24 protein-coding genes and 1 pseudogene are annotated in these 25628 nt (G+C 59.8%); 7 read left to right on the plus strand and 18 right to left on the minus strand.

Annotated features, from left to right (window positions below; translation table 11 throughout):
- From VGK14_RS02090 to dapC, 3 genes and pseudogenes are all read right to left on the minus strand, one after another.
- Positions 1–160: pseudogene (locus tag VGK14_RS02090) on the minus strand (transposase); the annotation flags it as partial.
- Between the two features lie 142 nt (positions 161–302).
- Positions 303–911: a hypothetical protein gene (locus VGK14_RS02095; RefSeq protein ID WP_331507273.1), complete on the minus strand. Its 609-nt coding sequence runs from the start codon at positions 909–911 to the stop codon at positions 303–305.
- A 7-nt stretch (positions 912–918) separates the two neighbouring features.
- Positions 919–2109 (minus strand): succinyldiaminopimelate transaminase, encoded by a 1191-nt coding sequence (dapC, locus tag VGK14_RS02100; RefSeq protein ID WP_331507274.1) that lies wholly within the window; start codon positions 2107–2109, stop codon positions 919–921.
- 84 nt (positions 2110–2193) lie between these two features.
- Between dapC and VGK14_RS02105 the strand changes: the two genes are divergently transcribed.
- Positions 2194–3078: a DMT family transporter gene (locus VGK14_RS02105; protein ID WP_331507275.1), complete on the plus strand. Its 885-nt coding sequence runs from the start codon at positions 2194–2196 to the stop codon at positions 3076–3078.
- 111 nt (positions 3079–3189) lie between these two features.
- On the opposite strand, the gene VGK14_RS02110 is transcribed toward VGK14_RS02105, so the two are convergent.
- On the minus strand, positions 3190–4278 hold the full coding sequence (locus VGK14_RS02110) for a PilT/PilU family type 4a pilus ATPase (protein ID WP_331507276.1): 1089 nt from the start codon (positions 4276–4278) through the stop codon (positions 3190–3192).
- 50 nt (positions 4279–4328) lie between these two features.
- On the opposite strand from VGK14_RS02110, the gene mnmC reads away from it, so the two are divergent.
- Both mnmC and VGK14_RS02120 read left to right on the plus strand, forming a co-directional pair.
- On the plus strand, positions 4329–6176 hold the full coding sequence (gene mnmC / locus VGK14_RS02115; protein WP_331507277.1) for a bifunctional tRNA (5-methylaminomethyl-2-thiouridine)(34)-methyltransferase MnmD/FAD-dependent 5-carboxymethylaminomethyl-2-thiouridine(34) oxidoreductase MnmC: 1848 nt from the start codon (positions 4329–4331) through the stop codon (positions 6174–6176).
- Between the two features lie 120 nt (positions 6177–6296).
- Positions 6297–6974 carry a mechanosensitive ion channel family protein gene (locus tag VGK14_RS02120; protein WP_331507278.1) on the plus strand — a complete coding sequence of 226 codons (678 nt, stop codon included), beginning with the start codon at positions 6297–6299 and terminating at the stop codon, positions 6972–6974.
- 36 nt (positions 6975–7010) lie between these two features.
- On the opposite strand, the gene VGK14_RS02125 is transcribed toward VGK14_RS02120, so the two are convergent.
- Positions 7011–7415, minus strand: a complete 405-nt coding sequence (locus tag VGK14_RS02125) for a phage holin family protein (protein WP_331507279.1) — start codon at positions 7413–7415, stop codon at positions 7011–7013.
- A 228-nt stretch (positions 7416–7643) separates the two neighbouring features.
- Between VGK14_RS02125 and VGK14_RS02130 the strand changes: the two genes are divergently transcribed.
- The 3 genes from VGK14_RS02130 to VGK14_RS02140 all read left to right on the plus strand — a co-directional run bounded on the left by VGK14_RS02130 (position 7644) and on the right by VGK14_RS02140 (position 10983).
- Entirely contained in the window at positions 7644–7853 is a 210-nt protein-coding gene (locus VGK14_RS02130; protein ID WP_331507280.1) for a dodecin, read from the plus strand.
- A gap of 215 nt (positions 7854–8068) precedes the next feature.
- Positions 8069–8833, plus strand: coding sequence for an MBL fold metallo-hydrolase (locus VGK14_RS02135; protein ID WP_331507281.1), 765 nt, complete (start codon positions 8069–8071; stop codon positions 8831–8833).
- Entirely contained in the window at positions 8830–10983 is a 2154-nt protein-coding gene (locus VGK14_RS02140) for a bifunctional diguanylate cyclase/phosphodiesterase (protein ID WP_331507282.1), read from the plus strand. Before VGK14_RS02135 ends, VGK14_RS02140 begins: the two co-directional genes overlap by 4 nt.
- A 59-nt stretch (positions 10984–11042) precedes the next feature.
- Here VGK14_RS02140 and VGK14_RS02145 read toward each other — a convergent pair whose 3' ends face one another.
- The 3 genes from VGK14_RS02145 to VGK14_RS02155 all read right to left on the minus strand — a co-directional run bounded on the left by VGK14_RS02145 (position 11043) and on the right by VGK14_RS02155 (position 13994).
- Positions 11043–13157, minus strand: coding sequence for a methyl-accepting chemotaxis protein (locus VGK14_RS02145; protein ID WP_331507283.1), 2115 nt, complete (start codon positions 13155–13157; stop codon positions 11043–11045).
- Positions 13158–13440: 283 nt separating this feature from the next.
- Positions 13441–13683 carry a hypothetical protein gene (locus tag VGK14_RS02150; RefSeq protein ID WP_331507284.1) on the minus strand — a complete coding sequence of 81 codons (243 nt, stop codon included), beginning with the start codon at positions 13681–13683 and terminating at the stop codon, positions 13441–13443.
- Between the two features lie 146 nt (positions 13684–13829).
- Positions 13830–13994 carry a hypothetical protein gene (locus VGK14_RS02155; RefSeq protein WP_331507285.1) on the minus strand — a complete coding sequence of 55 codons (165 nt, stop codon included), beginning with the start codon at positions 13992–13994 and terminating at the stop codon, positions 13830–13832.
- Between VGK14_RS02155 and VGK14_RS02160 the strand changes: the two genes are divergently transcribed.
- A complete protein-coding gene (locus VGK14_RS02160) occupies positions 13993–15132 on the plus strand; it encodes a class I SAM-dependent methyltransferase (RefSeq protein WP_331507286.1) in 1140 nt (379 codons plus the stop codon). The two genes, VGK14_RS02155 and VGK14_RS02160, sit on opposite strands and share 2 nt — an antisense overlap.
- Before the next feature lie 67 nt (positions 15133–15199).
- Here VGK14_RS02160 and VGK14_RS02165 read toward each other — a convergent pair whose 3' ends face one another.
- From VGK14_RS02165 to rsxC, 10 genes are all read right to left on the minus strand, one after another.
- Positions 15200–16501: a sensor domain-containing protein gene (locus VGK14_RS02165; RefSeq protein WP_331507287.1), complete on the minus strand. Its 1302-nt coding sequence runs from the start codon at positions 16499–16501 to the stop codon at positions 15200–15202.
- Between the two features lie 76 nt (positions 16502–16577).
- Complete coding sequence (locus VGK14_RS02170; protein ID WP_331507288.1) at positions 16578–16940, minus strand: hypothetical protein; 363 nt, start codon at positions 16938–16940, stop codon at positions 16578–16580.
- A gap of 350 nt (positions 16941–17290) precedes the next feature.
- A complete protein-coding gene (gene ppsA, locus VGK14_RS02175; RefSeq protein WP_331507289.1) occupies positions 17291–19696 on the minus strand; it encodes a phosphoenolpyruvate synthase in 2406 nt (801 codons plus the stop codon).
- 36 nt (positions 19697–19732) lie between these two features.
- Positions 19733–20995 (minus strand): NAD(P)/FAD-dependent oxidoreductase, encoded by a 1263-nt coding sequence (locus VGK14_RS02180; RefSeq protein ID WP_331507290.1) that lies wholly within the window; start codon positions 20993–20995, stop codon positions 19733–19735.
- Between the two features lie 52 nt (positions 20996–21047).
- Positions 21048–21227 (minus strand): chemotaxis protein, encoded by a 180-nt coding sequence (locus VGK14_RS02185; RefSeq protein WP_331507291.1) that lies wholly within the window; start codon positions 21225–21227, stop codon positions 21048–21050.
- Positions 21224–21811, minus strand: a complete 588-nt coding sequence (locus VGK14_RS02190) for an electron transport complex protein RnfA (RefSeq protein ID WP_331507292.1) — start codon at positions 21809–21811, stop codon at positions 21224–21226. The genes VGK14_RS02185 and VGK14_RS02190 overlap by 4 nt, the downstream gene beginning before the upstream one ends.
- Entirely contained in the window at positions 21808–22470 is a 663-nt protein-coding gene (locus VGK14_RS02195) for an electron transport complex subunit E (protein ID WP_331507293.1), read from the minus strand. Before VGK14_RS02195 ends, VGK14_RS02190 begins: the two co-directional genes overlap by 4 nt.
- A complete protein-coding gene (locus VGK14_RS02200) occupies positions 22467–23153 on the minus strand; it encodes an FMN-binding protein (protein WP_331507294.1) in 687 nt (228 codons plus the stop codon). Before VGK14_RS02200 ends, VGK14_RS02195 begins: the two co-directional genes overlap by 4 nt.
- On the minus strand, positions 23150–24205 hold the full coding sequence (locus VGK14_RS02205) for an RnfABCDGE type electron transport complex subunit D (RefSeq protein ID WP_331507295.1): 1056 nt from the start codon (positions 24203–24205) through the stop codon (positions 23150–23152). The genes VGK14_RS02200 and VGK14_RS02205 overlap by 4 nt, the downstream gene beginning before the upstream one ends.
- On the minus strand, positions 24202–25539 hold the full coding sequence (rsxC, locus tag VGK14_RS02210) for an electron transport complex subunit RsxC (RefSeq protein WP_331507296.1): 1338 nt from the start codon (positions 25537–25539) through the stop codon (positions 24202–24204). Before rsxC ends, VGK14_RS02205 begins: the two co-directional genes overlap by 4 nt.
- Between the last annotated feature and the right edge of the window lie 89 nt (positions 25540–25628).

The following is a 25628-nucleotide window of genomic DNA, read 5'->3' on the forward strand; positions in this document are numbered from 1 at the left end:
CGTGCCGCTTCAGCAAACCAAACACGATGGTCTTGCCATAGGCCCCACGACCACGCTTGCCACGCACACGGTGCGCCCCGAAGTACGACTCATCGACTTCCACCGCGCCTTGCAGCGGCGACTCCAACTCGCAGGACTCGGAGATACGAGCGCGAATCTTAGGAAGTTATCACACCTTAATCGGTGCTTTGCTTCCTAAGACCCTAATTAATTATTGAGCGTAATTTCCTACACGTGGAGGGGTGGCTTCGACCCCATTTATTTGTCCAGCTTTATCACACAGTGTCCAGTTGACTGTCGGATTAGTCCTGCGTATCGGAAAGCGCATGAACAGAGCCCAACCGTTTTTCGACTGACGCTACATAGCACCGCTGTTCTGGCGACCAACTGTAAAATACCGCCGTTTCCCGAGCGATGGTGGAACCAAACACCCCAGCAGGCATTTCGAGCTTTACGTTCCATAGCGAAACTAGGTGATCTCTACCGACGAGTTTCGCCATAAGCTCCAAGGAATATGAGCCTTGCGAGAAGATAAAAAGGGTTTTGGCGTCAACTGGGTTGAAGTGGTGGTTCGTGGCCACTCCGGTGTCGGGGATGAACAGGCCGCTGCCGCGAATGAGGTCTTTGTCCCCTAGGCCCCAGAACGAAAACTCTGCTTGGCGTGAGCCCTCGCGAACACGGAGGAAGAGACTTTCGATGACCTGACCGCGCTTACTTGTACTGAAGAGCAGCGCACGAAAGAATATCTTGGCCTGCGGCACGTTTTTTCCGACGAAGTCATAGCGAAAGGCAATGAACGACGGATGTGTACTGCGCACAGTGCCGCGCCGAAGAATGGTGAACCACAACGTGAACAGCGAGACGGCAAGCGCAATCACCGACACGATGGGAGAAATGTCTGAAAAGGCCATGTAAAGGCTAACGCAAAGCAGGCGCCATTTTCACCCGCTCCGCCGCCTCCAGACACTCATCCAGCGACGCCACCAGCGCAATCCGCACAAACCCCGCCCCTGGGTTCACCCCATGCGCTTCCCGCGCCAGATAGCTGCCCGGCAGCACGATCACGTTGCATTCGCGGTACAGCTGCCGCGCGAACTCGGTATCCGAGCCCTTGGTTCGCGCCCACAGATAGAACGCGGCGTCCGGCATGTCCATGTCCAGCACTTCCTTGAACAGGGGGGTGACGGCGGCGAATTTTTCGCGGTAGAGGCGGCGGTTTTCGATAACGTGGGCTTCGTCGTTCCAGGCAGCGGCGCTGGCGGCCTGCACCGCGGGGTTCATCGCGCAGCCTTGATAGGTGCGGTAGAGCAGGAATTTCTCCAGGATTTTCACATCGCCGGCGACGAAGCCGGAGCGCATGCCGGGCACGTTGGAGCGCTTGGAGAGGCTGCTGAACATGACGAGGTTGGTATAGTCGCGCCCCAACTGCTGCGCGGCCTGCAATGCGCCTAAAGGTGAATTCCCTTCGTCGAAATAGATTTCCGAATAGCACTCGTCGGAAGCGATCACGAAGCCGTATTTGTCGGCCAGCGCGAATGCCTCGCGCCAGTCGTCTAGGTTCATCACCTTGCCGGTAGGGTTGCCGGGCGAGCACACGTACATTAGTTGGGTGCGCTGCCATACCGCTTCCGGCACGCCGGCGTAATCCATGCGGAAACCATTGTCCGGCAGCGTGTTGAGAAAATACGGTTCGGCGCCGGCCAAGAGCGCCGCGCCTTCGTAGATCTGGTAGAACGGGTTGGGGCTGATGACGACCGGAGTGCTGCGGCTGGTGTCTACCACAGCCTGGGCGAAAGCGAACAGCGCTTCGCGGCTGCCGTTGACGGGGACGATCTCTTTTTCGATGTCCAGTGCGGGAATGGCATAGCGGCGCGTAAGCCAATCGCCGATGGCCTGGCGCAGCGGCGTATTGCCCAGCGTGGTCGGGTAGTGGGATAGCCCGCCCAGCCCTTCGCTCAGCGCCTGCTTGATGAACGCCGGCGTATCGTGCTTGGGTTCGCCGATGGAAAGGTTGACCGGCTTGAACGACTGGTTGGGGTGGACGCCGTGGAACAGGTCGCGCAGTTTCTGGAACGGGTAGGGGTGCAGTTTGGATAGGTTTGAGTTCATAGATTTGATTATAACCGTAGAAGCCCGAGCTCTGCCGTTCAGCTAAACAGGCTCTAGTTGCGTTTTTCTGCTAGATTTGTCGCCATGACGCATACAACAAAAAATCCGGCATTTTCTACTCTCGGCCTGTTGTCCGGTGCCGTGGTCTGGGGGCTGATCTGGTACCCCTATCGCTTGCTGGAACAGGCCGGCGTTTCCGGCATACAGTCCAGCCTGCTCACCTACGGCATGGCGCTGATTCTGGGAGCCGTTCTATTCGCCCGCCATTGGCGCGACCTGGCGCGCGTGCCCAGAGAGGCTATCTGGATCGGCCTTGCCGCCGGCTGGACCAATCTCGGCTACGTGCTGGCGATATTGGAAGGCGAGGTGATGCGGGTGTTGCTGCTGTTCTATCTGGCGCCGCTCTGGACCTTGCTGCTGGCGCGCCTGCTGCTCGACGAGAAGGTCGGCCCCAGGGGGCTGGCCATCATGGCGCTGTCGCTGGCCGGCATGTTCACGATGCTGTGGCAGGGGCGGGGCTGGCCACTGCCGCAGAACGGAGCGGAATGGATCGCGCTGTCGGCCGGCGTCGGCTTCGCCGCCACCAATGTGTTGACGCGCCGGGCGGGACAGTTGACGCTCAAGGCCAAATCGCTGTCGGTGTGGGCGGGCGTGTGTGCGATCGCGCTGGTGTTTTTTCTGTTCGAGCGTCAGCCGATGCCGGCTGTATCCACTTTAAGTCCGGCGAGCTGGATGTTGATGACGGCAATGGGCGTGGCGTTGGCGGCGACTACCTGGATGGTGCAGTTCGGCGTCACGCACACGCCCGCCAACAAGGCCGCGGTGATTTTCATGTTCGAACTGGTGGTGGCGGCAATATCCTCCTACCTGCTGGCGGGAGAAGAAATGACCGCCCGTGAATGGGCAGGCGGCGCGATGATCGTTCTCGCCGCATTGTATTCCGGTCGTATCGGAGAAAATAACGGCTGAAGATTCACTCAAATGCATCCGCTATCTGGCGGCGGATATCGGCGGCACCACCATAGCCGTTCGAGCCAGGTTGATGAATTCTGTGCCTTGACGCCGGGTGCTGAAACGGCCCTAAAGCCCCGCACGCGCGCCTTCCGCCGCCAGCCGCAGCTTGAGCGAAAGGTCGTTGCGCGAATCGGCGTTCTGCAGCGCGTCTTCCGTGCTGATGCGTCCCGCCGTCGCGAGCTTGAACAGCGACTGGTCGAAGGTGCACATGCCGATGTCGGTATTGTTCGCCATCACTTCCTTGATTTCCTCCAGCTTTTGCTTCTGGATCAGGTCGGAGATATATGGCGAGTTGATCAGTACTTCTATCGCGGCCACGCGCTTGGTCTGCGTGCCCGGCACCAGGCGCTGCGATATGATGGATACCAGGTTGAGCGAAAGCCCGAGCAGCAAGCCGGCTTTTTCATCCTGCGGGAAAAACGAAATCACGCGTTCGATCGCCTGGTTGGCGTTGTTGGCGTGCAGCGTCGCCAGGCACAGGTGGCCGGTTTCAGCATACGCCAGAGCATGTTTCATGCCGGCCATGTCGCGCACTTCGCCGATCAGGATCACGTCCGGCGCCTGCCGCATCGCGTTTTTCAGGCCGTTTTCGAAAGAGTGAGTGTCGATGCCGACTTCGCGCTGGTCGACCACCGATTTCTTGTGGTTGTGGACGAACTCGATCGGATCTTCCAGCGTCAGGATATGGCCGCTGGTATTTTCGTTGCGGTAGTCGATCATCGACGCCAGCGTGGTGGACTTGCCGGAACCGGTCGAGCCCACCACCAGCACCAGCCCGCGCGGCCGCATGATGATATCCTTGAGCACCGGCGGCAAGCCCAGGGTTTCGAGTGATGGAATCACGCCCTTGATGAAGCGGATTACCATCGATACCTCGCCGCGCTGGCGGTAGACGTTGACGCGGAAGCGGCCGATGTTGTCGACGCTGAGCGCGAAGTTCATTTCCAGCGTTTCCTCGAACTCCTTGATCTGCTCCGGCGACATCAGCGAATAGGCGATGTCCTTGACCATGCCCGGTGCCATCAACTGGTTGTTGACGGGCAGGACCTTGCCTTCGATTTCGATATTGATCGCCGCGCCGGTACTGAAAAACAGGTCGGAACCGTTCTTGTCCACCATGAACTTGAGGACGGGTTTGATATCGAGCGCGGCCATGAAGTTTTTCCCTGAATATTATTTTGCCGATTGTAATTTAAAATGAGCGCATGAGCAGCCCGATTCTGGACTGGCGGGATGGCCAGCCTTTCTCTTCGCAGTACCACGACATCTATTTCTCCCGCGAATCCGGCATCGCCGAAACCCGGCATGTTTTTCTCGGGCAGAACCGGCTGGCGGAGCGCTGGGCGCAATTGCAGGACGGCGCACGGTTCGTTATCGGCGAAACCGGCTTCGGCACCGGCCTGAATTTTCTCTGCGCCTGGCAGCTGTGGGATCGCATTGCGCCGAAATCCGCACGGCTGCATTTCGTCAGCGCCGAGCTGCATCCCATCCCGCCGGATGATTTACGCCGCGCGCTGGCGCTGTGGCCGGAGCTGGCCGAGCCGGCCGGAGAGCTGCTGGAGCAATATCGCGCCCCGGCGCGCGGCTGGCACCGCATGACGTTCGCGCAGGGCCGGGTGATGCTGACCTTGCTGATAGGCGACGTGGCCGACACTTTGCCGCAACTGCGGGCGCGCGTCGATGCCTGGTTCCTGGACGGCTTCGCGCCGGCCAAAAACCCGCAGATGTGGAGCAATGCGCTATTCAAGGCGATGGTGGATTGTTCGGCTCCCGGTGCCAGCTTTGCCACCTTCACCAGCGCCGGCGCCGTACGGCGCGGGCTGCAAGCCGCCGGCTTCGAGGTGCGGAAAGTGGCCGGCCATGGCAAAAAGCGCGAAATTCTGTGCGGAAAACTCAGCGGAATGGCCGATAAAGCCCTGCCTGAGCCTGTGCGCGAAGCTGTCGTGATCGGCGGCGGCCTGGCGGGCAGCGCTTCGGCGTACAGCCTGGCATTACGCGGCTGGCAGGTGACGCTGATCGAGCGCCATGCGCAGCTTGCACCCGAGGCATCCGGCAACCATCAAGGCATTCTGTACGCCCGCCTTTCGCCCAGGATGAGCCCGTTGAGCGAATTCACGCTGGCGGGCTACCAGCATGCGCTGCGGACACTACAGCGGTTATTGCCGCAAGGCGAGGACGGCTGGCGGCAATGCGGATTGATACAGCTTGCGTTCGACGCGGATGAAGCTGCGCGCCTCAAATGCGTGCTCGACCTCGACCTGCCGGAAGAACTGCTGCGCAGCGTGGATAGCGCAGAAGCCAGCCGGATCGCGGGTGTGGAACTGTCTTTCGGCGGACTGTATTTTCCCGGCAGCGGCTGGGTGCATCCGCCGGCATTGTGCCGGATATTGTCGGACATGCCGGGTATTACGCTACGCACCGGGCAGGAAGCCATCGAACTGAAGCATTGCGAAAATGGCTGGCAAGTCCATGGCGAGAACGGCCTGCTGGCGCAGGCGCCGGTAGTGATCGTCGCCTGCGCCGCCCATACCATGCGTTTTGCCCAAACCAGGCACCTGCCGCTGCGCTCGATCCGCGGCCAGGTCACCCATCTGCCGGTCACTGCGCAAAGCGCCGACCTGGCGGCCGTATTGTGCACCGAAGGCTATGCCGCGCCGGCTCGTCGTGGGCTGCATACGATAGGCGCGACCTATGGCAACCTTGAAGAATCCATGGATGTCCGTGCGCTAGATAACCTGGAAAATCTCGCCATGCTGGCACAATTGGCGCCCAAGTTTTATGAAATTCTGGGGGGAGGCGGTTTGCAGCCGGAGACGCTGGACGGCCGTGCGTCCTGCCGCTGCAATGTGGCGGACTACCTGCCTCTGGTAGGTGCGGTGTCGCCGGATTTTGCGAGCCTGTACGTCAACACCGGCCATGGTTCGCGCGGTCTCATTACTTCGATGCTGGCAGCGGAAGCGCTGGCGGCGGAACTGGAAAACGAGCCCGCCCCCTTGCCTGTAAAACTGATGAAAGCCATTTCGCCTCAACGGTTTAAAATGCAGAGAACATAGCCTTGCCGTCCTGGGGAGGGTGTGCAAAAATGCGCTGGAAACCACATCCGGTCATTCCCCCGGAGCCTTCGCTTCACGCGTTTCCGATTTCTCACTTGAACTTTCGATAAGGAGAACACAGTGCAGGCTCAAATCGACATTTTTCTCACTTCTCTCAATGAATTCTGGATGCAGGCGGCCGCATTTCTGCCCAAGCTGCTGGCCGTAATCGTCATCCTGTTCGTGGGCTGGGTGATCGCGATGGTGGCGCGCACCGGCATCCGGCGCTTGCTGCAGCTGGCCAGGTTCGACAACCTCGCCAGCAAATCGGGGCTGGAAGCCTTCCTCAAGCATGGCGGCATAGACCTCACGCTGGCCGGTATCATCAGCGAAGTAGTGTACTGGATGGTCATCCTGCTGTTCATCATCACCAGCGCCAACGCGCTGGGCATGCGCGAAGTCGCAGACATGCTGAACTCGGTGGCCAATTACCTGCCGCGCATCATAGGCGCCATTTTCGTGCTGATTTTCGGTACTTTATTGGCGCGTTTCATCAACCGCCTGGTGTTCGCCTGGCTGTACGGCATCAAGTTCGAGGGCGCATTGGCGATCAGTACATCGGCGGAATACGCGATCCAGCTATTCGCGCTGTTCGTCGCGCTGGAGCAACTCAATATCGGCACCCAGCTGCTGACGGCGCTGTTCGTGATCGTGTTCGGCGCGGTATTCCTGGCGCTGGCGATCGCTTTCGGCCTCGGCGGGCGCGACCGGGCGGCCCGCCTGATCGACGATATGCAGGCCAACATCAAAAAGCACTGACGATTCGCTTGTGCCGGCGGCGTTGGGGCAGGAGGCCTAAATCGCGGTGATCGGCATCCCCGGCTGCAAGGGCACGAAAACGATGCCGCCGCCGGGGATGAACTGCTCGACGATGTAGCTGAAGAGGGAAATGAAAATGCTGGCGAAAAACGCCGTCCAGAAACCAGATACCCTGAAGCCTTTCACCAGTGCGGACACCAGCATGATCATCAGCGCGTTGATCACCAGCAGGAACAGGCCCAGCGTCAGCAGCGTGAGCGGCAGCGTAAAAAATATCAGGATGGGCCGGATGAATGCGTTGGCCAGCCCCAGCACCAGCGCGGAGACTATCAGCGCCTGCTTGCTGGAGAAGGAAATGCCGTTAAAAATCGCGCTTGCCACCCCCAGCGCGAAAATGATTACTCCCCAGTGGATCAGAAGCTGTAGCAGGTGATGAGTCATTTAGAGCCTATCCTGTAGGTTGATGAACGAAATTGTTGTAGGCAGTTATTCCTCCGGGGGGGGGGCGACCCGCCTCACGGCGGGAAATGCAGGCGAGAGCCCTTGCACTACCTGCCGAATCCCGCGCCAATCTTCTCGCATTGTAATGTACTATCGACAAAGGGTTTAATCCCGCGCATTATTGTGCGCGAAGCAAGCTTTCTGATACCAACCGGATTGGAGTACGTCATGTCCCCGCACACATACAAACTTATCGAGCTGGTCGGATCGTCAACGAACGGCACCGATGAAGCCATACGCAATGCCATTGCCAAGGCCTCGCTCAGCGTCAAGCACATGGACTGGTTTGAAGTGGTCGAGACACGAGGGCATATCGTGGATGGCAAAGTTGCCCACTACCAGGTCACGCTCAAGATCGGATTTCGAATAGAAGATTGAAAGCCTCCGGTATTTTCGTACTCCGTGCCGCCCCGATGCCGCCGACTCCCGGTAAGATCGGATATCAACCGGCAACGCCCTGATGCACCTGCCCCGTGCAGAATCCCGCACCGCCGGGTCAAAATACCTTCCTTAAGGTAATTGCACGGGGTGTTAAAACCCGATAGCATCAAAGACCATAATAAAATAATGCCTATGCTTCTCGGGGAGGACGAATGCGTAACATCAAGCTGTTCGAATCTGAAACTCACAAGTTCATCCTGCTCAATGAAAGTGAACCCGGAGAAGAAGACGGCGTTCGTTCCAACCAGTATCTGGTAGTGCATGAGGGTTCAGGGGTATTGCTGGATCCGGGCGGTTTCGGTGTGATGCCGCGCGTGCTGGCCGAGATGCTGCGCTATCTCAACCCCGATCAAATCCGCGGCATCATGCTCTCGCACCAGGACCCCGATATTGTCGGCGGCCTGTCTACCTGGCTGGAACTGATCAAGGCTCCGGTGTATGTCTCCCGCATCTGGATGCGCTTCCTGCCGCACTATGGCCTGAAGGACATGTCGCGCTTTGTCGGCGTGCCGGACCAAGGCATGGATTGCGAAGTAGCGCCGGGCTTCACGCTCAAGATCGTTCCCGCGCATTTCCTGCATTCGGAAGGGCAGATCAACGTCTACGATTCCATTTCCAAGATACTATTCAGCGGCGATATTGGCGCGGCCATGCTGCCCATGGACAAGAACGACGCCTACGTGGACGATTTCAAAAGCCATCTGCCGTTCATCGACGGTTTCCACCGCCGCTACATGTGTTCCAACAAGGCTATTCGCTGCTGGCTGGAAACCATCTCCGGCCTTGAAATCGATATGATCGCGCCGCAGCATGGGCCGGTTTATCGCGGCGCAGCGGTGCGTGAATTTCTTGACTGGTTGCGCGATCTGCAATGCGGCGTTGACCTGATGCGGAGCGGTGGACGGTTCTCCGCATGAACGATATTCTCCCCAGTCAACTGGAAGGGGTGCGCCTGCGGGTGATCGACCGCATGGCGGCATTGCTGGAAAGCCAGACGCGGACCAAGACTTTCGGTAGCAACCTGAATGCGCTGGTGAAGCAAGTTCACCGCGAAGTGATCGCCGAGCTGCGGAGCATTGCCGAAAATGCGGACATGCCGGAACTGTCCGAGCGCCTGGAACGAGCGGTGGAAACCTGCGAGTGCCTGGATGCCACCCTCGGCCTCCTGCTCGACGAGCGGCAACGGCAGTGGCACCGCAACGGCAACTACGTGCAGGCGACGATGCAGGAGTTCAACGAGACGTTGACCGACCTTGCCTCCACGCTGATCGAAAAGGATTTGTTCGAGCGTCAGAGCAAGGTGCTGGAGCGCATCATCCTGTCGCACGAGCACGTTGCGCAGTGGAAAGAGTTCGTGCAGGAAATCCTGGCCGATTTTCATGCCATTTTTCCGTTCAACTTCTTCTACATCGCGTTTGCCGAGGAACACGGGCTCTCACTGTTCCTGTATTACCTCGGCAACTATTCGGACGCGGTCAGGAAAACGGCGCGCGACATGCTGTCCAAGCAGATGCTGGCCAGCCTGAAACTGCCCAGCGATGCGCCGCTCGACATCGAGGAGTTCATCGTCAAGGGCAACGGGCCGGTCGACAGCATCGACGATGTGCGCATGATCACGGTAGCGGTGCCGGAACATACCCCCAAACTCGCCGGGCTGCTGGGCGTGGCCTATGTCGCCAGCGGCGAGCTGAGTCCGCAGGAAGAAAGCGTGGTGCGCGCCATCCTCTCGGTGATGGTCATGGTGGTCGGTTCCAGCAAGTTGCTGTCGCGCACGCTGGCCGAACTGGAATACTACGCCATACACGACCCGCTGACCGGCATCTATAACCGCCGCCAATTCAACAATATGCTGGAATATGAAATCGGGCGCTCGGAGCGGCATCACCACGAGTTTGCACTGCTGCTGCTCGATCTGGACGATTTCAAGGATATCAACGATTCCTATGGCCACCCGACCGGCGACGATGCGTTGTGTGGGGTGGCGGAAATCCTGCGCGAGCATACCCGCAAGGGTGACCTTGCCGCCCGCATCGGTGGCGATGAATTCGCCGTCATCCTGACGGAAACCGGGCGTGAAGGGGCAGCCAAGGTGGCAATGGCGCTGGGTAAGACGCTACGCGAGAAAGCATTTACCGCACCGGACGGCAAGCGTTTCCATCTGACGGTTTCCATCGGCGTCGCCACTTACCCGCACGACTCCCGGAATGTTTCCGATTTGCTGGCCGGGGTGGATGTTGCCATGTATCGCGCCAAGGAAATGGGCAAGGATAGCGCCTGTACGCTCGATGCGCTGGAAGGGCAGGTCGAGGTCAGCCGCAGTACGCGCGACTATGCGGAAAAACTGCGCGAGGCGCTGCAGCAGGATCGCATCGTCCCGTATTACCAAAGCATCGTCGATTGCAAGACCGGCGAAATGTTCGCCTGCGAAACGCTGGCGCGGCTCATCGAGCCGAGTGGCGAAACCCTCTCTGCCGGCATGTTTATCGAAGCCATCGAAAAGTACGGCATGGGGCGCGAACTTGACCGTATCATCATCAGCAAGGCTTTCCATGCGAGGCGCGAGCGGGTGATGTCGGGTTCGCCCTGCGCCAAAATGTTCCTCAATCTGTCGGCGCAGGAAATCCAGGGGCGCGGCATCCTGGGTTATGCCGAGGAACTGTGCAATACGCTGCAAATTCCGCCGGAATGCATCGTGTTCGAAATCCTGGAGCGCGATGCCATTGGCGACATGACCAATATGCGCAAGTTTCTTACCAATCTGCGCCAGAAAGGCTTTGCCTTTGCGCTGGACGATTTCGGCAGCGGCTACAATTCTTTCCATTACCTGCGCGAACTACGCTTCGAATACGTCAAGATCGACGGCGCTTTCGTGCGCAACATTCTCAATTCCAAGGTCGATTACGCCCTGGTACACAATCTTTCCCGGCTGTGCCAGGACATCGGCATCCACACCGTGGCGGAATTCGTCGAAAACCAGGCTATCTTCGATGTGCTCAAGGATATGGGCATCAATTATGCCCAAGGGTTTCACATCGGCATGCCGACGCGCGAGATACCCCGGAAGTAGGTTGCCTGCACGACAGAATCACACCCGTCGCTGGCCGCGTTTTGTTCCGCATTTCACTGCTAAACCATGAACCTGGCGACGGCCTTTCGTAATTGCGTGGCGTTGGCGAGCAGATGCCGGGCGCCTTCCGAGGAATGGCCGGCGGCAAGGCTGTTTTCCTCCGAAACTTGCGCGATCTGTTCTACCCGTTTGGCAATGTCCTCGCTGGCGGTGTTTTGTTCCCGGAGCGCGACGGAAATTTCCGCGACGGCCTGCGCCACGCGCAACGCGTCCTCGCGGATACGATTGATGGTTTCCCCCGCTTCGTTAGCCTGGGCAACGCCGCGATCCACCTGCTGCACCCCGTTTTCCATGCGCGCGACGGCGGTCTGCATGCCGCTCTGGACAGAGCCGATCATCTGCGCGATTTCATGGGTGGCTTGGGTGGTGCGTTCGGCCAGCTTCCGCACTTCATCCGCCACCACGGCGAAGCCGCGGCCCTGCTCTCCGGCGCGCGCCGCTTCAATTGCCGCATTGAGTGCCAGCAGATTGGTCTGGTCGGCGATTTCCCGGATAACCTGTACGACGGACGAGATTTGCTCGGACTGCTTACCCAGCGTCAGCACGGTCTGAGAAGCATCGCGCACGGTGGCGGCGATTTGCTCCATGCTTTCGACGGCATCGTGGATCACCGCGGACCCCGTGACGCAAGCGTCCCCCGATGCCGTGGACGTGGCCTCGGCCTGTCTGGCGTTCTCCGCGACCTGCCCCACGCTGACCGTGATTTGTTCGGTAGCGGCGGCTGTCGCTTCAACGGCGGCGCTCTGCTGCTGTGAAGCCGATGACACCTGATCGGCCGCAGCCGCCGACTGCTGGGCATTGGACGCGACCTGTTCGGCAACGCCGCGGATATGCCCCACCAGATTCTTGAGCGATTGCTGCAGGTGCCTGATTGCCCCCAGCAGGCTGTCACCGCCTTCAGCCGCATCAATGCGTACCATCAGGTTGCCGTTGGCGAGATGGCGGGCAATATCCGCGGCATATCGCGGGTCCCCTCCCAGCATCCTGCGCAAATTGCCGGCGATTGCCCACCCCAGCACGCCGACAATGGCGGCGAGGCCGAGGCAAATCATCAACAGCAACCGGCTGCCAGACCGGATGGTTGCCGCAGCGGCCCGTTCGTCTTCGGCATTTCTGTCATTCGCCAGTTTGACCGCTTCGTCGATCATGGCGCGATGCTCCGCATAGCGGGCGCGAAGCGCGGGTATCAGCGCCATCGCCGCCTCGCGATTGCCCGCCTGCAGTGCGGGGATGAATTGCCGGCTCTGGAGATCAAGAAATGCCTTGCCCGGCTTGTAGGAGTTCTCCACCATCAGCGTTTTGAGCTTTCCTTCCGGCAAATCCCGCATCCAGAATTTGTGCCTGTCTTCGTAATCCGCCAGCAGCCGGCGGCTTTTTTCGACCAGCGCCGGCAGGTCGGATGGGCTGGCGGTAGTCATCTCCAGAGCAGTCAGCCAGGATTCGATCAGGTATTCCGGCGGCGGCAGGATGTCGGCCACCAGGTCCTTGCCCTGCACGATCCGCTTGTAAACCGGGCCGTTGATCTGCACCTTGTCGAAGGTGCCGAAAGCGACCAGGCCGGCCAGGATGAGGCCAAGCAGAAAGATGCCTGTCAGTAGGTTCAACTGCCTGCCCACGTCCAACGAGCCGACGATGCGGGCGGGGTTGAGCCTTGCCATCAGGCTCTTGGGAGCCAGCCTGCCTTCATGCAGGCGGACTTTTGCCGTGCCGTCGCGCATTTCCCGGTACAGGCGGTCGGCCGTTTCCACCTGCGCCCGGCCAGGCTTGGTGCGCACCGAGGCGTAACCGGCCACCTGGCCATTGTCCTCGATCGGGGCGACATAGGCGTTTACCCAATAGTGATCGCCGTTCTTGCAGCGGTTCTTGACAATGCCATTCCAGGGCTTGCCCTTCTTGAGCGTGCTCCACAGGTCGGCGAAAGCCTCGGGAGGCATGTCCGGATGGCGAACGATGTTGTGGTTTTCCCCCACCAGTTCCGTTGCGCTGAATCCGCTGATCTCGCAGAAATCTTCGTTGGCGTAGGTAACGGTACCCTTGAGGTCGGTCATGGTAACGATGGTGGTATCGTCACGCATTTCTTTTTCACGGTTGGTAACCGGCTGATTGATCTTCAATTCGTCCCCCATCCAGTACGCATAGTTGTTTTACGGATACCCGTAAAAAGACGATTCAGATTAGAGTTCATCGAGTGGCTAAAATCAATACTGCATTAATGGTATTTAGACCAACGGTATGCGGGGAAAGGGCAGGTTTGCTTTTTTATTATGGATAAACCTAAACGGTTGGGAAGGCATTGAGGAACTTGCGGAAATGGCCCATCTCCGATCCGTCGGATTCGCTCCCGCTTTTTGAAGCGGCCAATGGCGCTTTTTTCTTCTGCGGTAAATTTTTATCTGTTCAATGCATTTTCAATAAAATGCTCAACATCATGCCGATCTGTACCAGTCCGATGCCGACCATCCATTTAATTACGTCTATTTTCAGTTCGACCAAATCCGTCTTGGTGGCAAGGGTGGATGTTGCAGATTCCGACAGCGCTTCGACCTGAGCCTCTGCAATGGCCTTGGCCTGCCCCTCCGGCATCCCGGCTTCTTTCAGCTTCTCAACGAATTTCAGGATATCAAAAGTAACGGTGCTCATGCTCTGCGTCTCCTTTGCGCATAGTCTAACTGTTTTAGGTCCAAAAGGATATTTAGAGTGTCTAACAAAATGAGTTCGCTTGTGCTAGCGGCGTTGTATCACCTTGCCTTGCCATCTGTACTGTCTGCGGCACCATGTTATTTCTTTCATGCGGTGTGGCCATCATATTTCTGACGTAAAATAAGGCTGAACTTGGCCGTACCCCATTCACCCACATTTTTTGGGCTTTCCATCCATTTTGAATTATCCATCTTCAGAAGCAGCCATGCTGCCGCTCCAAGCCCGTTCCCGCCAGCAGAAAGCGCCGTCATGAGCGAGTATCCGGTCATTAACTGGACCGAAGCAGGCGCGGCTCGCTCCGCCCGCTGGCGCTCGGAGAGCGGGTTGCCACCGCCCGGGCGCGTGGTCGTCGCTGACGACACCACGACGGCCGATGCCGCGTATCGCCTGGCTTGCGAAGGCACTGCGCTGCTGTGGCGGGGCGATTTTCAGAACGCGCGCCAGTTGTTGCAGGCGCTGTCGCGACGGATTGATCGCAAATCCCGTAAACGCAAGCCGGGGAAACCGGCCTTGTCGCCGGCGGAGGCTTTCCATCTTCATCGCCTGGCGCAATCCCAGCGCGCCCGTACCTTGGCCATGCTGCTGCTGCCGTTCGAAGACGATTACCGTATACCGCTGCGCCGCGCGCCCGATGTGCGGCAGGCCTGCGAAGAGGCCCATGGGCCGGGGAGAGAGCCTCTTGTGGCTTCGCTGCGTGAATTGCTGGGGCTGATCGGCGCGTACGAGTGGCGCAAGAAAGGGGTCGAGGTTGCGGCGCTGGGCGAGCGCATTCATCCCTGGTACGGCGTGTTCTCGCCGGTGCGCGGCGAATACGTGAATCTCGTCGCTGAAGCTCCGCTGCCTTCTCTTGAACTGGCGTTCGACATCGGTACCGGCACCGGGGTGTTGGCGGCGGTACTGGCGAAGCGGGGCGTAAAGCGCGCCATCGCCACTGATCGGGATGCCCGCGCGCTGGCATGTGCCAGGGAAAATATCGCCAGGCTGGGGCTTGGCGATCAAGTTGATGTGATACAGGCGGACCTTTTTCCTGAAGGCCGGGCGCCGCTGATCGTCTGCAATCCGCCATGGATTCCGGCGCGCCCCGGTTCACCCATCGAACAGGCGATCTACGACCCCGACAGCCGCATGCTGCACGGATTTCTCGATGGGCTGGCGGCACACCTGGAGCCGGGCGGCGAGGGCTGGCTGATCCTCTCCGATATTGCCGAACATCTGGGTCTGCGGTCGCGGGAAGCCCTGCTTGCCGCTTTCGACAAGGCGGGCGTGAAGGTTATCGACCGCATCGATATCCGCCCGCAACATCCCAAGACGGCAGACGAAACCGACCCGCTGCATGCGGCACGTGGTGCGGAAGTAACTTCATTGTGGCGTCTCTCAACCGTCGGCTGAGAGCGATATCAGGTTTTTTCAAATCCTTCCAGCGGTCTATCTGTCGCTGGCATGTAGCATTTATTGGTCAGCCTTTTTTCGGGCTGTGCGCCTTCCGCATGGCTGGGGTAAAGAAACTGAAACAGTTGTGCCCCTGATTCTTGGCAGCATACATAGCTTGGTCGGCGTTCTTGAGCAGAGTCTTCGGGTCGCTGGCATCTTCGGGATACATGGTGATGCCGATGCTGGCGGAGACATAGGCGATTTCATTTCCCAGTTGGAACGGTGCAGCGAGTTTCTGCAGGATGTCGTAGGCGACGCGCCGCACGCTATCGGGATTGTCCAGATCACCCAGAATGATGGTGAATTCATCCCCGCCCAAGCGGGCGACGGTGTCGGATTCGCGCACGCAACGGGAGAGGCGCCAGGCGGCTTCCTGGAGCAGGATATCGCCCATGTCATGGCCTAAAATGTCGTTGACTTCCTTGAAGTGGTCGAGATCGAGGAACATCAGCGCAAGCGGCAAGCCGGAGCGATGCGCTTTTTTCATATCCTGTACCAAACGGTCATGGAACATGCGACGGTTGGGTAGTCCGGTGAGAGAGTCGAAGTTGGCCTGCTGCCAGATCAGCGCTTCAGATGCTTTTTTCTCCGTGATGTCGGAAAATAGCGCGACCCGCCGATGGGCAGAACCATCCTGGTTGAAGATGGTGTTGATGGTGAGCCATTCCGGATAGATTTCGCCATTCTTGCGCCGGTTCCAGATTTCGCCCTGCCAATGGCCGGTAGCTCTGAGCGCTTGCCACATGGCCAGGTAGAATGCCTGGTCATGACGGCGGGAATTGAGAAGTCTGGAGTTCTTGCCGATGACTTCATCCGGCGTATAGCCTGTTATTGTGGTAAAAGCAGGATTTGTGCTGATGATGCCGCCGTCGGCGTCAGTGACCATCATGGCCTCGCTGCTGCTCTGGTACACCATGGAGGCCAGTCGCATCTCATCTTCGGCTCGTTTGCGCTCAGTGATGTCCAGGGCAAGGCCAATGACCGCAGGCTTGGCTTGATACTCAAGCAATCCGCCATGCACTTCTATGTCTATGGTCGTACCATCTCGCCGCAGCCCGACAAAACTGTAACGGATGTCCTTGACCTCGCCTTCGACGCGACGCCGCAGATTGTCGGCCACCCGCTCCCGATCCGCAGGCGCTACCAGATCGCTGACGGGAATCCGATTAATGAGATCGGCCGGCGACTTATAGCCGAACATCTCGGCAAAGACCGGATTGACGTAGCGAAAATACCCTTCCTGGATTACATAAATGCCGGCGAGCGTCTGTTCCACCAAGCAGCGAAACATGGAGTCGGCGGCGGCCATTTCCGTTTCTTCTGACATGCTGCTTACTCGTGCTGAATACTATGTACGGACATCATTTGATGCAGGGGCTCTGGCCTTTGGTTTATCCGTCAAGTTAGACAAGCACTTCATCTGTCACCGCGCTATCCGTCGGCGGGTTCAGTGTCTGGCTGAGTTGTTCAAGATACTGGCTTAAGGATTTGATTGCAGATTCGCTGAGAATAAGACACACGCTACGATGATCGTTTTCTGCAACGTATTTCAGGATCATCCCTTCTTTAGCTAATCGGCCAATGTGCCGACGAACCGTTGCAGGCGACGCGAGATTCAGGAGCAACAGCTGCTTAAGGGTGAGAGGGTTGCCTAATTCCTGGTGGTAGCCGATTTCGACACTGATATCAAAATCCTTATAGGTAACGATACCCGGAATGCGCGCAATTGCCGCCTTTATGTTTTTTAGCTTTTTAAAAGTGCCCATAATTAAGTGGTTGATTTATTATTTTTTTCATCCCTATTTTAAGGTTAACTTGGAACATAGTGAAATGACAATAAAAATTAAAGGTCAATTTGAGCGTGATTTTTCACGGGGTGATCCGATCGCGGTGAAATTTATTGGTTAGCCCGAAGGGAAGGGCGGCATGTGGATATGCAGCCGCATTAATGCAGAGTTTTCGATGACACCAATGCGCAGCATAAAATGCACATGGTATGCTTGATATCGTTCCGGAGCGTCTGGTGAAGCCGGCTGCCCGACTGAATCGTCTCAAAAATAAGGGGTTGCAGCGTTGCAACCCCTTAATCTTGATATTGCGTCAATTTAGAGTGAAATCAAGCCTTCTCCAGATCCTTCTGAGCTGCAGACTTTTGCATTTGCCGTGCGTTCGCCAGCTTGAGCCAGGTATCGGCCACCGTATCCGGATTCAGCGAAACGCTCTGAATGCCGGCATCCATCAGCCATTGTGCAAAATCCGGATGGTCCGACGGCCCTTGACCGCAGATGCCGACATACTTGCCGAGTTTGTTGCAAGCATCAATCGCCATACCCAGCAGGCGCTTGACGGCGATATCGCGCTCGTCGAATGAGCCGGCGACGAGGCTGGAATCGCGGTCCACGCCTAAAGTCAGCTGGGTAAGGTCGTTGGACCCGATCGAGAAGCCGTCGAAGTGTTCGAGAAATTCTTCCGCCAGCAGCGCATTGGAAGGCACTTCGCACATCATGATCAGGCGCAGGCCGTTGTCGCCGCGGCGCAGGCCGTGAATCGCCAGCAGGGCCTCGACGTCGCGCGCTTCCTTCAGGTTGCGTACAAAAGGCACCATCAGTTCGACGTTGTTGTAGCCCATCTCGTCGCGGATGCGCTTCATCGCCTGACATTCGAGCGCGAAGCAATCGTGGAACGAGGGCGAGGTGTAGCGCGCCGCGCCGCGGAAGCCCAGCATCGGGTTTTCTTCATCCGGCTCGAACAGCTCGCCGCCAAGTAGCATGCGGTATTCGTTCGACTTGAAATCCGACAGCCGCACGATGACGGGTTTGGGCCAGAACGCGGCGGCAATGGACGCTACGCCCTCGACCAGCTTGTCGACGAAAAACGTCTGCGGGCTGGCATAGCCGCGCGCGCGGCGCAGTATCTTTTCCTGCAGTGCGAGCGGCATGCGGTCGAATTCCAGCACGGCCTTGGGATGGATGCCTATCATGTTGCTGATGACGAATTCCAGTCGCGCCAGGCCGACCCCGCTGTTGGGGATTTGCGCGAATTCGAACGCCAGTTCGGGGTTGCCGACGTTCATCATGATCTTGACCGGCGGCGGCGGGAGCGTGGCGTTGTCGGTGCGCACGACTTCATAGTCGAGGGCGCCGTCGTAACAGCGTCCGGTATCGCCCTCGGCGCAGGATACGGTGACTTGCGTGCCCTCGGTCAGGGTGGTGGTGGCATCGTTGCAGCCGACGATCGCGGGCACGCCCAGCTCGCGGGCGATGATCGCCGCATGGCAGGTGCGCCCGCCGCGATTGGTGACGATGGCGGCGGCGCGCTTCATCACCGGCTCCCAGTTGGGGTCGGTCATGTCGGTCACCAGGATATCCCCCGGCTGTACGCAGCTCATCTCGCTGGCATGCTTGACGATGCGCACCGGGCCGGTGCCGATTTTCTGGCCGATGGCGCGGCCGCTCGTCAGCACCGCGCTGCGGCTACGCAGGTGGAATTTTTCGGTGCCGCCCGGCCTGGCCTGCGATTTCACCGTTTCCGGGCGCGCCTGCAGGATGTAGAGCTTGCCGTCCTCGCCGCTCTTGCCCCATTCGATGTCCATCGGATGGCCGTAGTGCTTCTCGATGGCGACGGCATAGCGCGCCAGCTCGCGCACTTCGCAATCGGAGAGGGTGAACTTGTTGCAATCTTCTTCCGCCACTTCGACCGTGCGGGTGGAGACGCCGGCGGATTTGTCGCCTGCGAACACCATTTTCAGCCGCTTGGAACCCAGCGTACGGCGTATCAACCCCGGCCTTGATGCGCCCAGCATCTGTTTATGCACATAAAACTCATCCGGATTGACCGCGCCTTGCACCACGGTTTCGCCCAGACCGTAGGCCGCCGTGATGAACACCACGTCGGGAAAGCCGGATTCGGTATCCAGCGTGAACATCACACCCGCGGCGCCCAAATCGGAGCGCACCATGCACTGGATGCCGGCGGAAAGCGCCACGTCGGCATGTTTGAAGCCCTTGTGCGCGCGGTAGGAAATGGCGCGGTCGTTATACAGCGAGGCGAATACTTCCTTAATCGCGTGCAGCACGTTGTCCAGCCCGTGGATATTGAGGAAGGTTTCCTGCTGGCCAGCGAAGGAAGCATCCGGCAGGTCTTCGGCGGTGGCGGATGAGCGCACCGCGAACGAACCGTTGCTGTTCGCAGCCAGCGCATGGTAGTGGCTGGCGATTTCCTCCAGCAGCCGGGCGGGGAAGGGTGCTTCGCATATCCATTGGCGGATCTGGGCACCGGTGTGCACCAGCGCCTCGATGTCGTCGATGTCGATGTCATCCAGCGCGGCGTCGATGCGCTGGTCCAGCCCGTCCGCCTTGAGGAAGTCGCGGTAGGCGTCGGCCGTGGTAGCAAACCCTCCCGGCACTCTGACGCCGGCGTGCGATAGGTGCCGGATCATTTCCCCGAGCGAGGCGTTCTTGCCACCGACGCGCTCGACGTCGCCCATGCCCAACTGTTCGAACGGAATGACGTAAGGTTGCATTGCTGGATTCCTTTGTGATGTGCCGCTGCCGTCTGGCTAGTGGTTGAAGTGCCGCGTTGCCGCGAGATTGGAGGAGAGATAGGCTTCCATGATGCGCAGCGGCTCCTTGAGCAGCCTTTCTTTCCAGTTGCCGAGCGGCACCTGCGCCTGGATCAATCCGCGCAGCACGCCGACATGGCGGGTGAAGCCGACGGCGGTGGCGCCCACCATCACGTCGCCTTTGAATTCCAGCCGCAGGTATTTCCAGCCGCTCTCGTCCATCAGTTCCACGTGCTCGCCCTCGTCGGCGCCCCACCAACGGCCGAAGGAGGAGGACACCAGGCCGTCCACGTCGAGCACGTTCATCGCGATGCCGCCGTTGAAGCGGGTGGATTTTCCGGCCATGTTGAGCGCGGCGATGCGGCCCTGGTCCACGGCATTGGGCTGGATGGCGTTGGTGGTCTTGGCGCCGGTGGCGATGTCGTGCGCCTGCGCCACGTCTCCCGCCGCGTAGATGTCCGGCTGGTTGCTGCGCAGATATTCGTCCACCAGCACGCCGTATTCGGTAGCGATGCCGCTGTCCTTGAGGAAATCGATGTTGGCCTTGACGCCGGTGGCGTTGATGATGAGATCGGCCTCGGCGGACTCGCCGTTCTTCATCCGCGCCGTCAACACACCGTCCGGCCCGGCTTCGATCGCCGTCACGCGGGCGTCGTTGTAGACGGTGACGCCATTGTTCTGTATCCATTTCTGGATCATCTTGCCGGCGCCTTCGGTCATCATGCGCGGCACCATGCGGTCGCCCGAGGCGACGATGCCGACGTGCGCGCCGCGCTTGAGCAGCGGGGCGATCACGATGCAGCCGACGAAACCCGCGCCCATCAGCAGCACCCGCGTGCCCGGCCTGACCGTGTCGCAGATGTTTCTGGCGTCTTCGATGGTCCAGCACGATTGCACGTTGGGCAGGTCGATGCCGGGGATGGCCAGCTGCACCGGCGAGGCGCCGGAGGCGATCAGCAGGCGGTCGTAGGGCAGCGGCTGCTCGTCGTGCAGGTGCAGCGTCTTGTGCGCGGCGTCGATGCGGGTGACGCGGGCATGCAAGAGATCGATGCCGAGTTGGGCGAAGTGATTCTCGCGCTTGCGCAGATGGGTGCCTTCGGGCGGAATCTTGCCGGCGATGAAATAGGGGATCGCCATGCGCGAGTAGGGCGTGGCGACTTCGGCACCGATGACGGTGATGCTGGCCTCGGGGTCGGCCTTGCGCAGGGTTTCCGCGGCGACGATGCCGGCCGGGCCGTTGCCGATGATGACGTGTTTCATGATGGCTTCCTGGATTAAAGTATTAGGTTTGATATTGAATTCAAGCTATTGATTAATCGTCATCTTCGCAGCGACCTTCGCAGGTGCCTACGCAGGCACCGCAGCCATGGCCCATTTCGCGTGCCGGGCCGAATTCTGGATGGCGCTCGGCGAAACGATGGGCCGCCGCCTGCACGACGATCCACAACAACATCATGAGCACGAGCAACACTATGCTGACTATGTAAATCATTCCCCACCTCCGATTCCGGCAAATCCCATGAAAGACAGCGACAGCAGGCCGCCCACCATCAGGCTCAGTGCGGCGCCCTGCACCAGGCCTGGGACGTTGGCGAGCTGCAGGCGTTCGCGCAGGCCCGCCATCAGCACCAGGGCCAGCGTGAAGCCGGCGCCGCCGCCGATGCTGTAGGCCATGGACTGCATGAAATCGTACTGGCGCGCGGTCTGGAACAAGGCCACGCCCAGTACCGCGCAGTTGGTGGTGATCAGCGGCAGGTATATGCCCAGCGCACGGAACAGCTCCGGGAAAAATTTCTTCACGAACATTTCCACCAGCTGCACCGCGCCGGCGATGACGGTGATGAAGGTGATCACGCTGAGGAATTCCAGATGAAAGTAAACCAGTACGATGTTGAGAAAATAGGCCGAGAGCGACGCCACCAGAATGACGAAGGCGGTTGCCAGTCCCATCGGGAATGCCGTGGAAAGCTTCTGCGACACCCCCAGGAACGGGCACATGCCGAGAAACATCGCCAGCACGAAATTGCCCGGCAGGATGGTGGTGAGCAGTATCTGTGCTACGGTATCGTGGTTCATGCCTTGACTCCTTCAGCGGACGGCGTGGGGGTTGCATCCTGTTTGGGCTTGCGCTGCTTGAACCAGGCAAACAGGATCAGCCAGCCCGCCAGCACGAAGAAACCGCCGGGCGGCAACACCATCACCACCCAGGGCTGGAAGTGCGCACCGAACAGCGAGATGCCGAACAGCTTGCCGGCGCCGAGAATCTCGCGCACGCCGCCGATCGCCAATAAACCGATAGTGAAGCCGATGCCCATGCCGAAGGCGTTGAGCGTGGCGGGAATCGGCGGCGTCTTGGCGGCATGCGCTTCGGCACGGCCCAGCAGGATGCAGTTGGCGACGATGAGCTTGATGTAGGCGCCCAGCGCCTCGTACAAGTCGAGGCTGATGGCCTGGATCGCGTAGTCCACCACGGTGACGAAGGTGGCTATGATGACGATGTAGCTGGCGATGCGCACTTCCTTGGGAATGGCGTTGCGCAGCATCGACACCAGCAGGCACGAGGCCGCCAGCACGAAAGTGGTGGCCAGCCCCATCGAGATGGAATTGACCGCGGACACCGTCACCGCCAGCGTCGGGCACATGCCCAGCACCATCACGAAAATCGGGTTCTGCTTCCACAGGCCGTCCAGCAGTTCGTCCATATTGGATGGCTGTTTTTTGTCGAGGGTGGTCATGGTTGCTTCCTCAATTGGTCGAGGTGGGGAACGAGCCTGGGCAAGAGCGCCTGCGCGGACTGGTTGATGCCGCGTCCTACCGCCTTGGATGTCACCGTGGCGCCGGAAATGGCGTCGATTTCCCAAGGGTGGGTCTTGGCTCCGTGCTTGACGGTCTTCACCGCGTTGGCCAGCGCCTGCATGTCGGCACCCAGACGCACGTCCAGCGCCTGAAAGTTCTTGAGAAAGGCTTCGTCGGTGAGAATTTTGTCGCCTATGCCCGGCGTCTCCCTCATAGACACCACGCCGATGCCGACGATGGCCTGCTTGGCGGCATCAAAACCGTACAGCACTCGCACCTGGTCGGCGTAGCCGGCGGATGATGCCTCGGCGGCGATGCCGACAAGCTTGCCGTCGACACCGTAAACGGCATAGAACTTGACCGCGTCGGGCGGCGTTGCGCGGCCTTCCGCGGGCGTGATGCCGCCGGCCGCGGCGAAATACTCGACCACATGCTTGGCGCCCGGCAGCACCTTGAATACCTGGCGCTCCAATGCCAGTTTCTTGTTGGCCGTCACCGCGGCCAGCGTGCCCTGGTAGACGCCGACGATGATGATGCCGCAGATGGTGGCGATCAGCCCCAGCGCGCGGATCATGCTGAATGCCGAGGTAAATTCTGGAGTTGTTGTCTGCTGGTCCGTCATTTCTCGGCCACCTTTTTTGTTGCGCCGTAGGTGCGCGGCTGGGTGAATTGTTCGATCAGCGGCGCGGCAGCGTTGGCGATGAGGATCGCGTACATCACGCCCTCGGTGAGCCCGCCGAAGTAGCGGATCACCACCGTCAGCACACCGATCAGCGCGCCGTAGATCCACACGCCCAGCGGCGTCACCGGCGAGGTCGCCATGTCGGTGGCCATGAACACCGCGCCCAGCATCAGGCCGCCGGACAGCAGCACGAATGCCGGGTCGGGATAGCGTGCCGGCACCGCCAGATGGAGCGCCCATGCCAGCAGCGCGGCGCTGCCCAGCACCGCCACCGGAATGCGCCAATCCATAAACTTGCGCAATGCCAGATAGGCGCCGCACAGCAGGATCAGGATGGCCGAGGTTTCGCCCGCCGCGGCCGTCACGCTGCCGCTCAGGAAGTCATGCGCGCTGTAGGTGAAGTTCTCGAACTTCCAGCGTCCCAACGGCGTCGCGCCAGTGAAGGCGTCGATGGCGGCGGCCTTGATCCAGCCGGCGTTGTCGGCGGGAATCATCATCGGCGCGGTCAGCGTGGAGGGTGCGAATTCAACAAAACGCTGCTGCGCAAAGGCCGGGATGAAGGAAGCGATGGTGGACGGAAACGCTGCCTGCACGAAAGCACGCCCGATCAGCGCCGGGTTGAACGGGTTGAAGCCCAGTCCGCCGAACAGCGCCTTGCCCAAGGCAATCGAGGCGAAACCCGCTACCACGCCCATCCACAGCGGGAACGAAGGCGGCAGCGTGAGCGCGAGCAACAGCCCGGTAATGGTCGCGCTCCAGTCTCCAAGGGTATTGCCCTTGCCGGATTTGGAAGAAAAAAACCGCTCCGTCGCCAGACAGGTCGCGGTAACGGTAAAGATCAGAACGGCGGAGGACAACCCGTACTGCCACACCGAAAAAAAGCAAATAGGCAGCAACGCCAGCACGACGTTGAGCATGATGTTTTCCACGCTGCGCGGCGCGTGGACGTGGGGAGCGGTTCTCAGCTCGATTTGCAGAGTCGGTTTGCTCATGCTGCCTGCCTTTCGCGCACGATGTCCTTGGCGACGCGGAACTGCTGCACCAGGGGGATATTGGAAGGGCAGACATAGCTGCAGCAGCCGCACTCGAAACAGCCGTCGAGGTGGTAGCGCTCCGCCATCAGTTCGTATTCGCGCTTGGCGGCGAGCATGCCCAGCGTCGAGGGATTGAGGCCCTTGGGGCAGACGTTGACGCATTCGCCGCACTTGATGCAGGGATGCACCTTGCCGCGTTCCTTCTGCATCGCGGAACGGTCGAACACCAGGATGCCGGACACGGCCTTGGTCACCGGCACGTCGAGCGAGGCGATGGCACGGCCCATCATCGGCCCGCCGAGAATGACCTCGACCGCGTCGTGCGGTGCGCCGGCGTATTCCAGCACGAAGCGCAGCGGCGTACCGATCGGCACCAGGTAGTTGCCGGGCTTACTGATGCCGGGCCCTGCCACCGTCACCACGCGCTCGATCAGGCCCTGGCGCTTAGGCAGCAAGCGGCCCAACTCGGCCAGCGTGCCGACGTTCTGCATCACCACACCGATCTGGTAGGGGCGCTGGCCTGCCGGCAGTTCCTTTTTCAGCAGCGCTGCGATCAGCATCGGCTCCGCGCCCTGCGGGTACTTGGTGCGCACCGCATGCACCGTGATGCTGCCGTCGGCCGGCAATACCTTTTCAATCGCCGCGATGGCGTCCGGCTTGTTGTCCTCGACGCCGATCAGCGCGCGCTTCGCGCCGCAGCCCTTCATTGCAAAACGGATGCCGGCAACCAGCTGCTGCGGCCATTCGACCATCATGCGGTGGTCGGCGGTGAGAAACGGTTCGCACTCGCAGCCGTTGACCAGCAGATACTCGATCGGATACTCCTTAGGCGCGGCGAATTTGACATGAGTGGGGAAGGCGGCTCCGCCCAGCCCCACCATGCCGGTATCCTGCACCGCCTGGGCGATCTGCTGCGCATCGAGCGTGTCGATATCGACCGGTTCGCCGAACAGCACTTCCTGCGTGGAGAACTCATAGGCGCGAATGACGACGCACTGCTGCCATTCCCCGGAGAGCGTCGGGCGCAGTTCCACGGCTTCCACCACGCCGCTTACCGGCGCGTGTGCCGGCACCGACACATAGCCGTCGGCCTCGGCGATGAGTTCGCCGCGCAGCACTTCCTGACCGGGACGCACAATGGCTCGCGCAGGCTTGCCGAGATGCTGCGACAGCGGCACCGTCAGCCTGGGCGCGAACGGCATGCGCCGGATGCCGATGCGGCCAGTTTCCTTGAACTGCGGCGGGTGGATGCCGCGCGCAAAACTCGGTTTGAATAAGAAATCGAGAATCATGTTTATCCTTTAATCACCGCCAGCACGCCAGAAACTTTTCCAGACGCGCCGATTGCAGGGGCAGCCCCGAACTTGTCCGCGGCCGGATG

The sequence above is a fragment of the Novimethylophilus sp. genome (genome assembly GCF_036504375.1).
Classification (GTDB): domain Bacteria; phylum Pseudomonadota; class Gammaproteobacteria; order Burkholderiales; family Methylophilaceae; genus Novimethylophilus.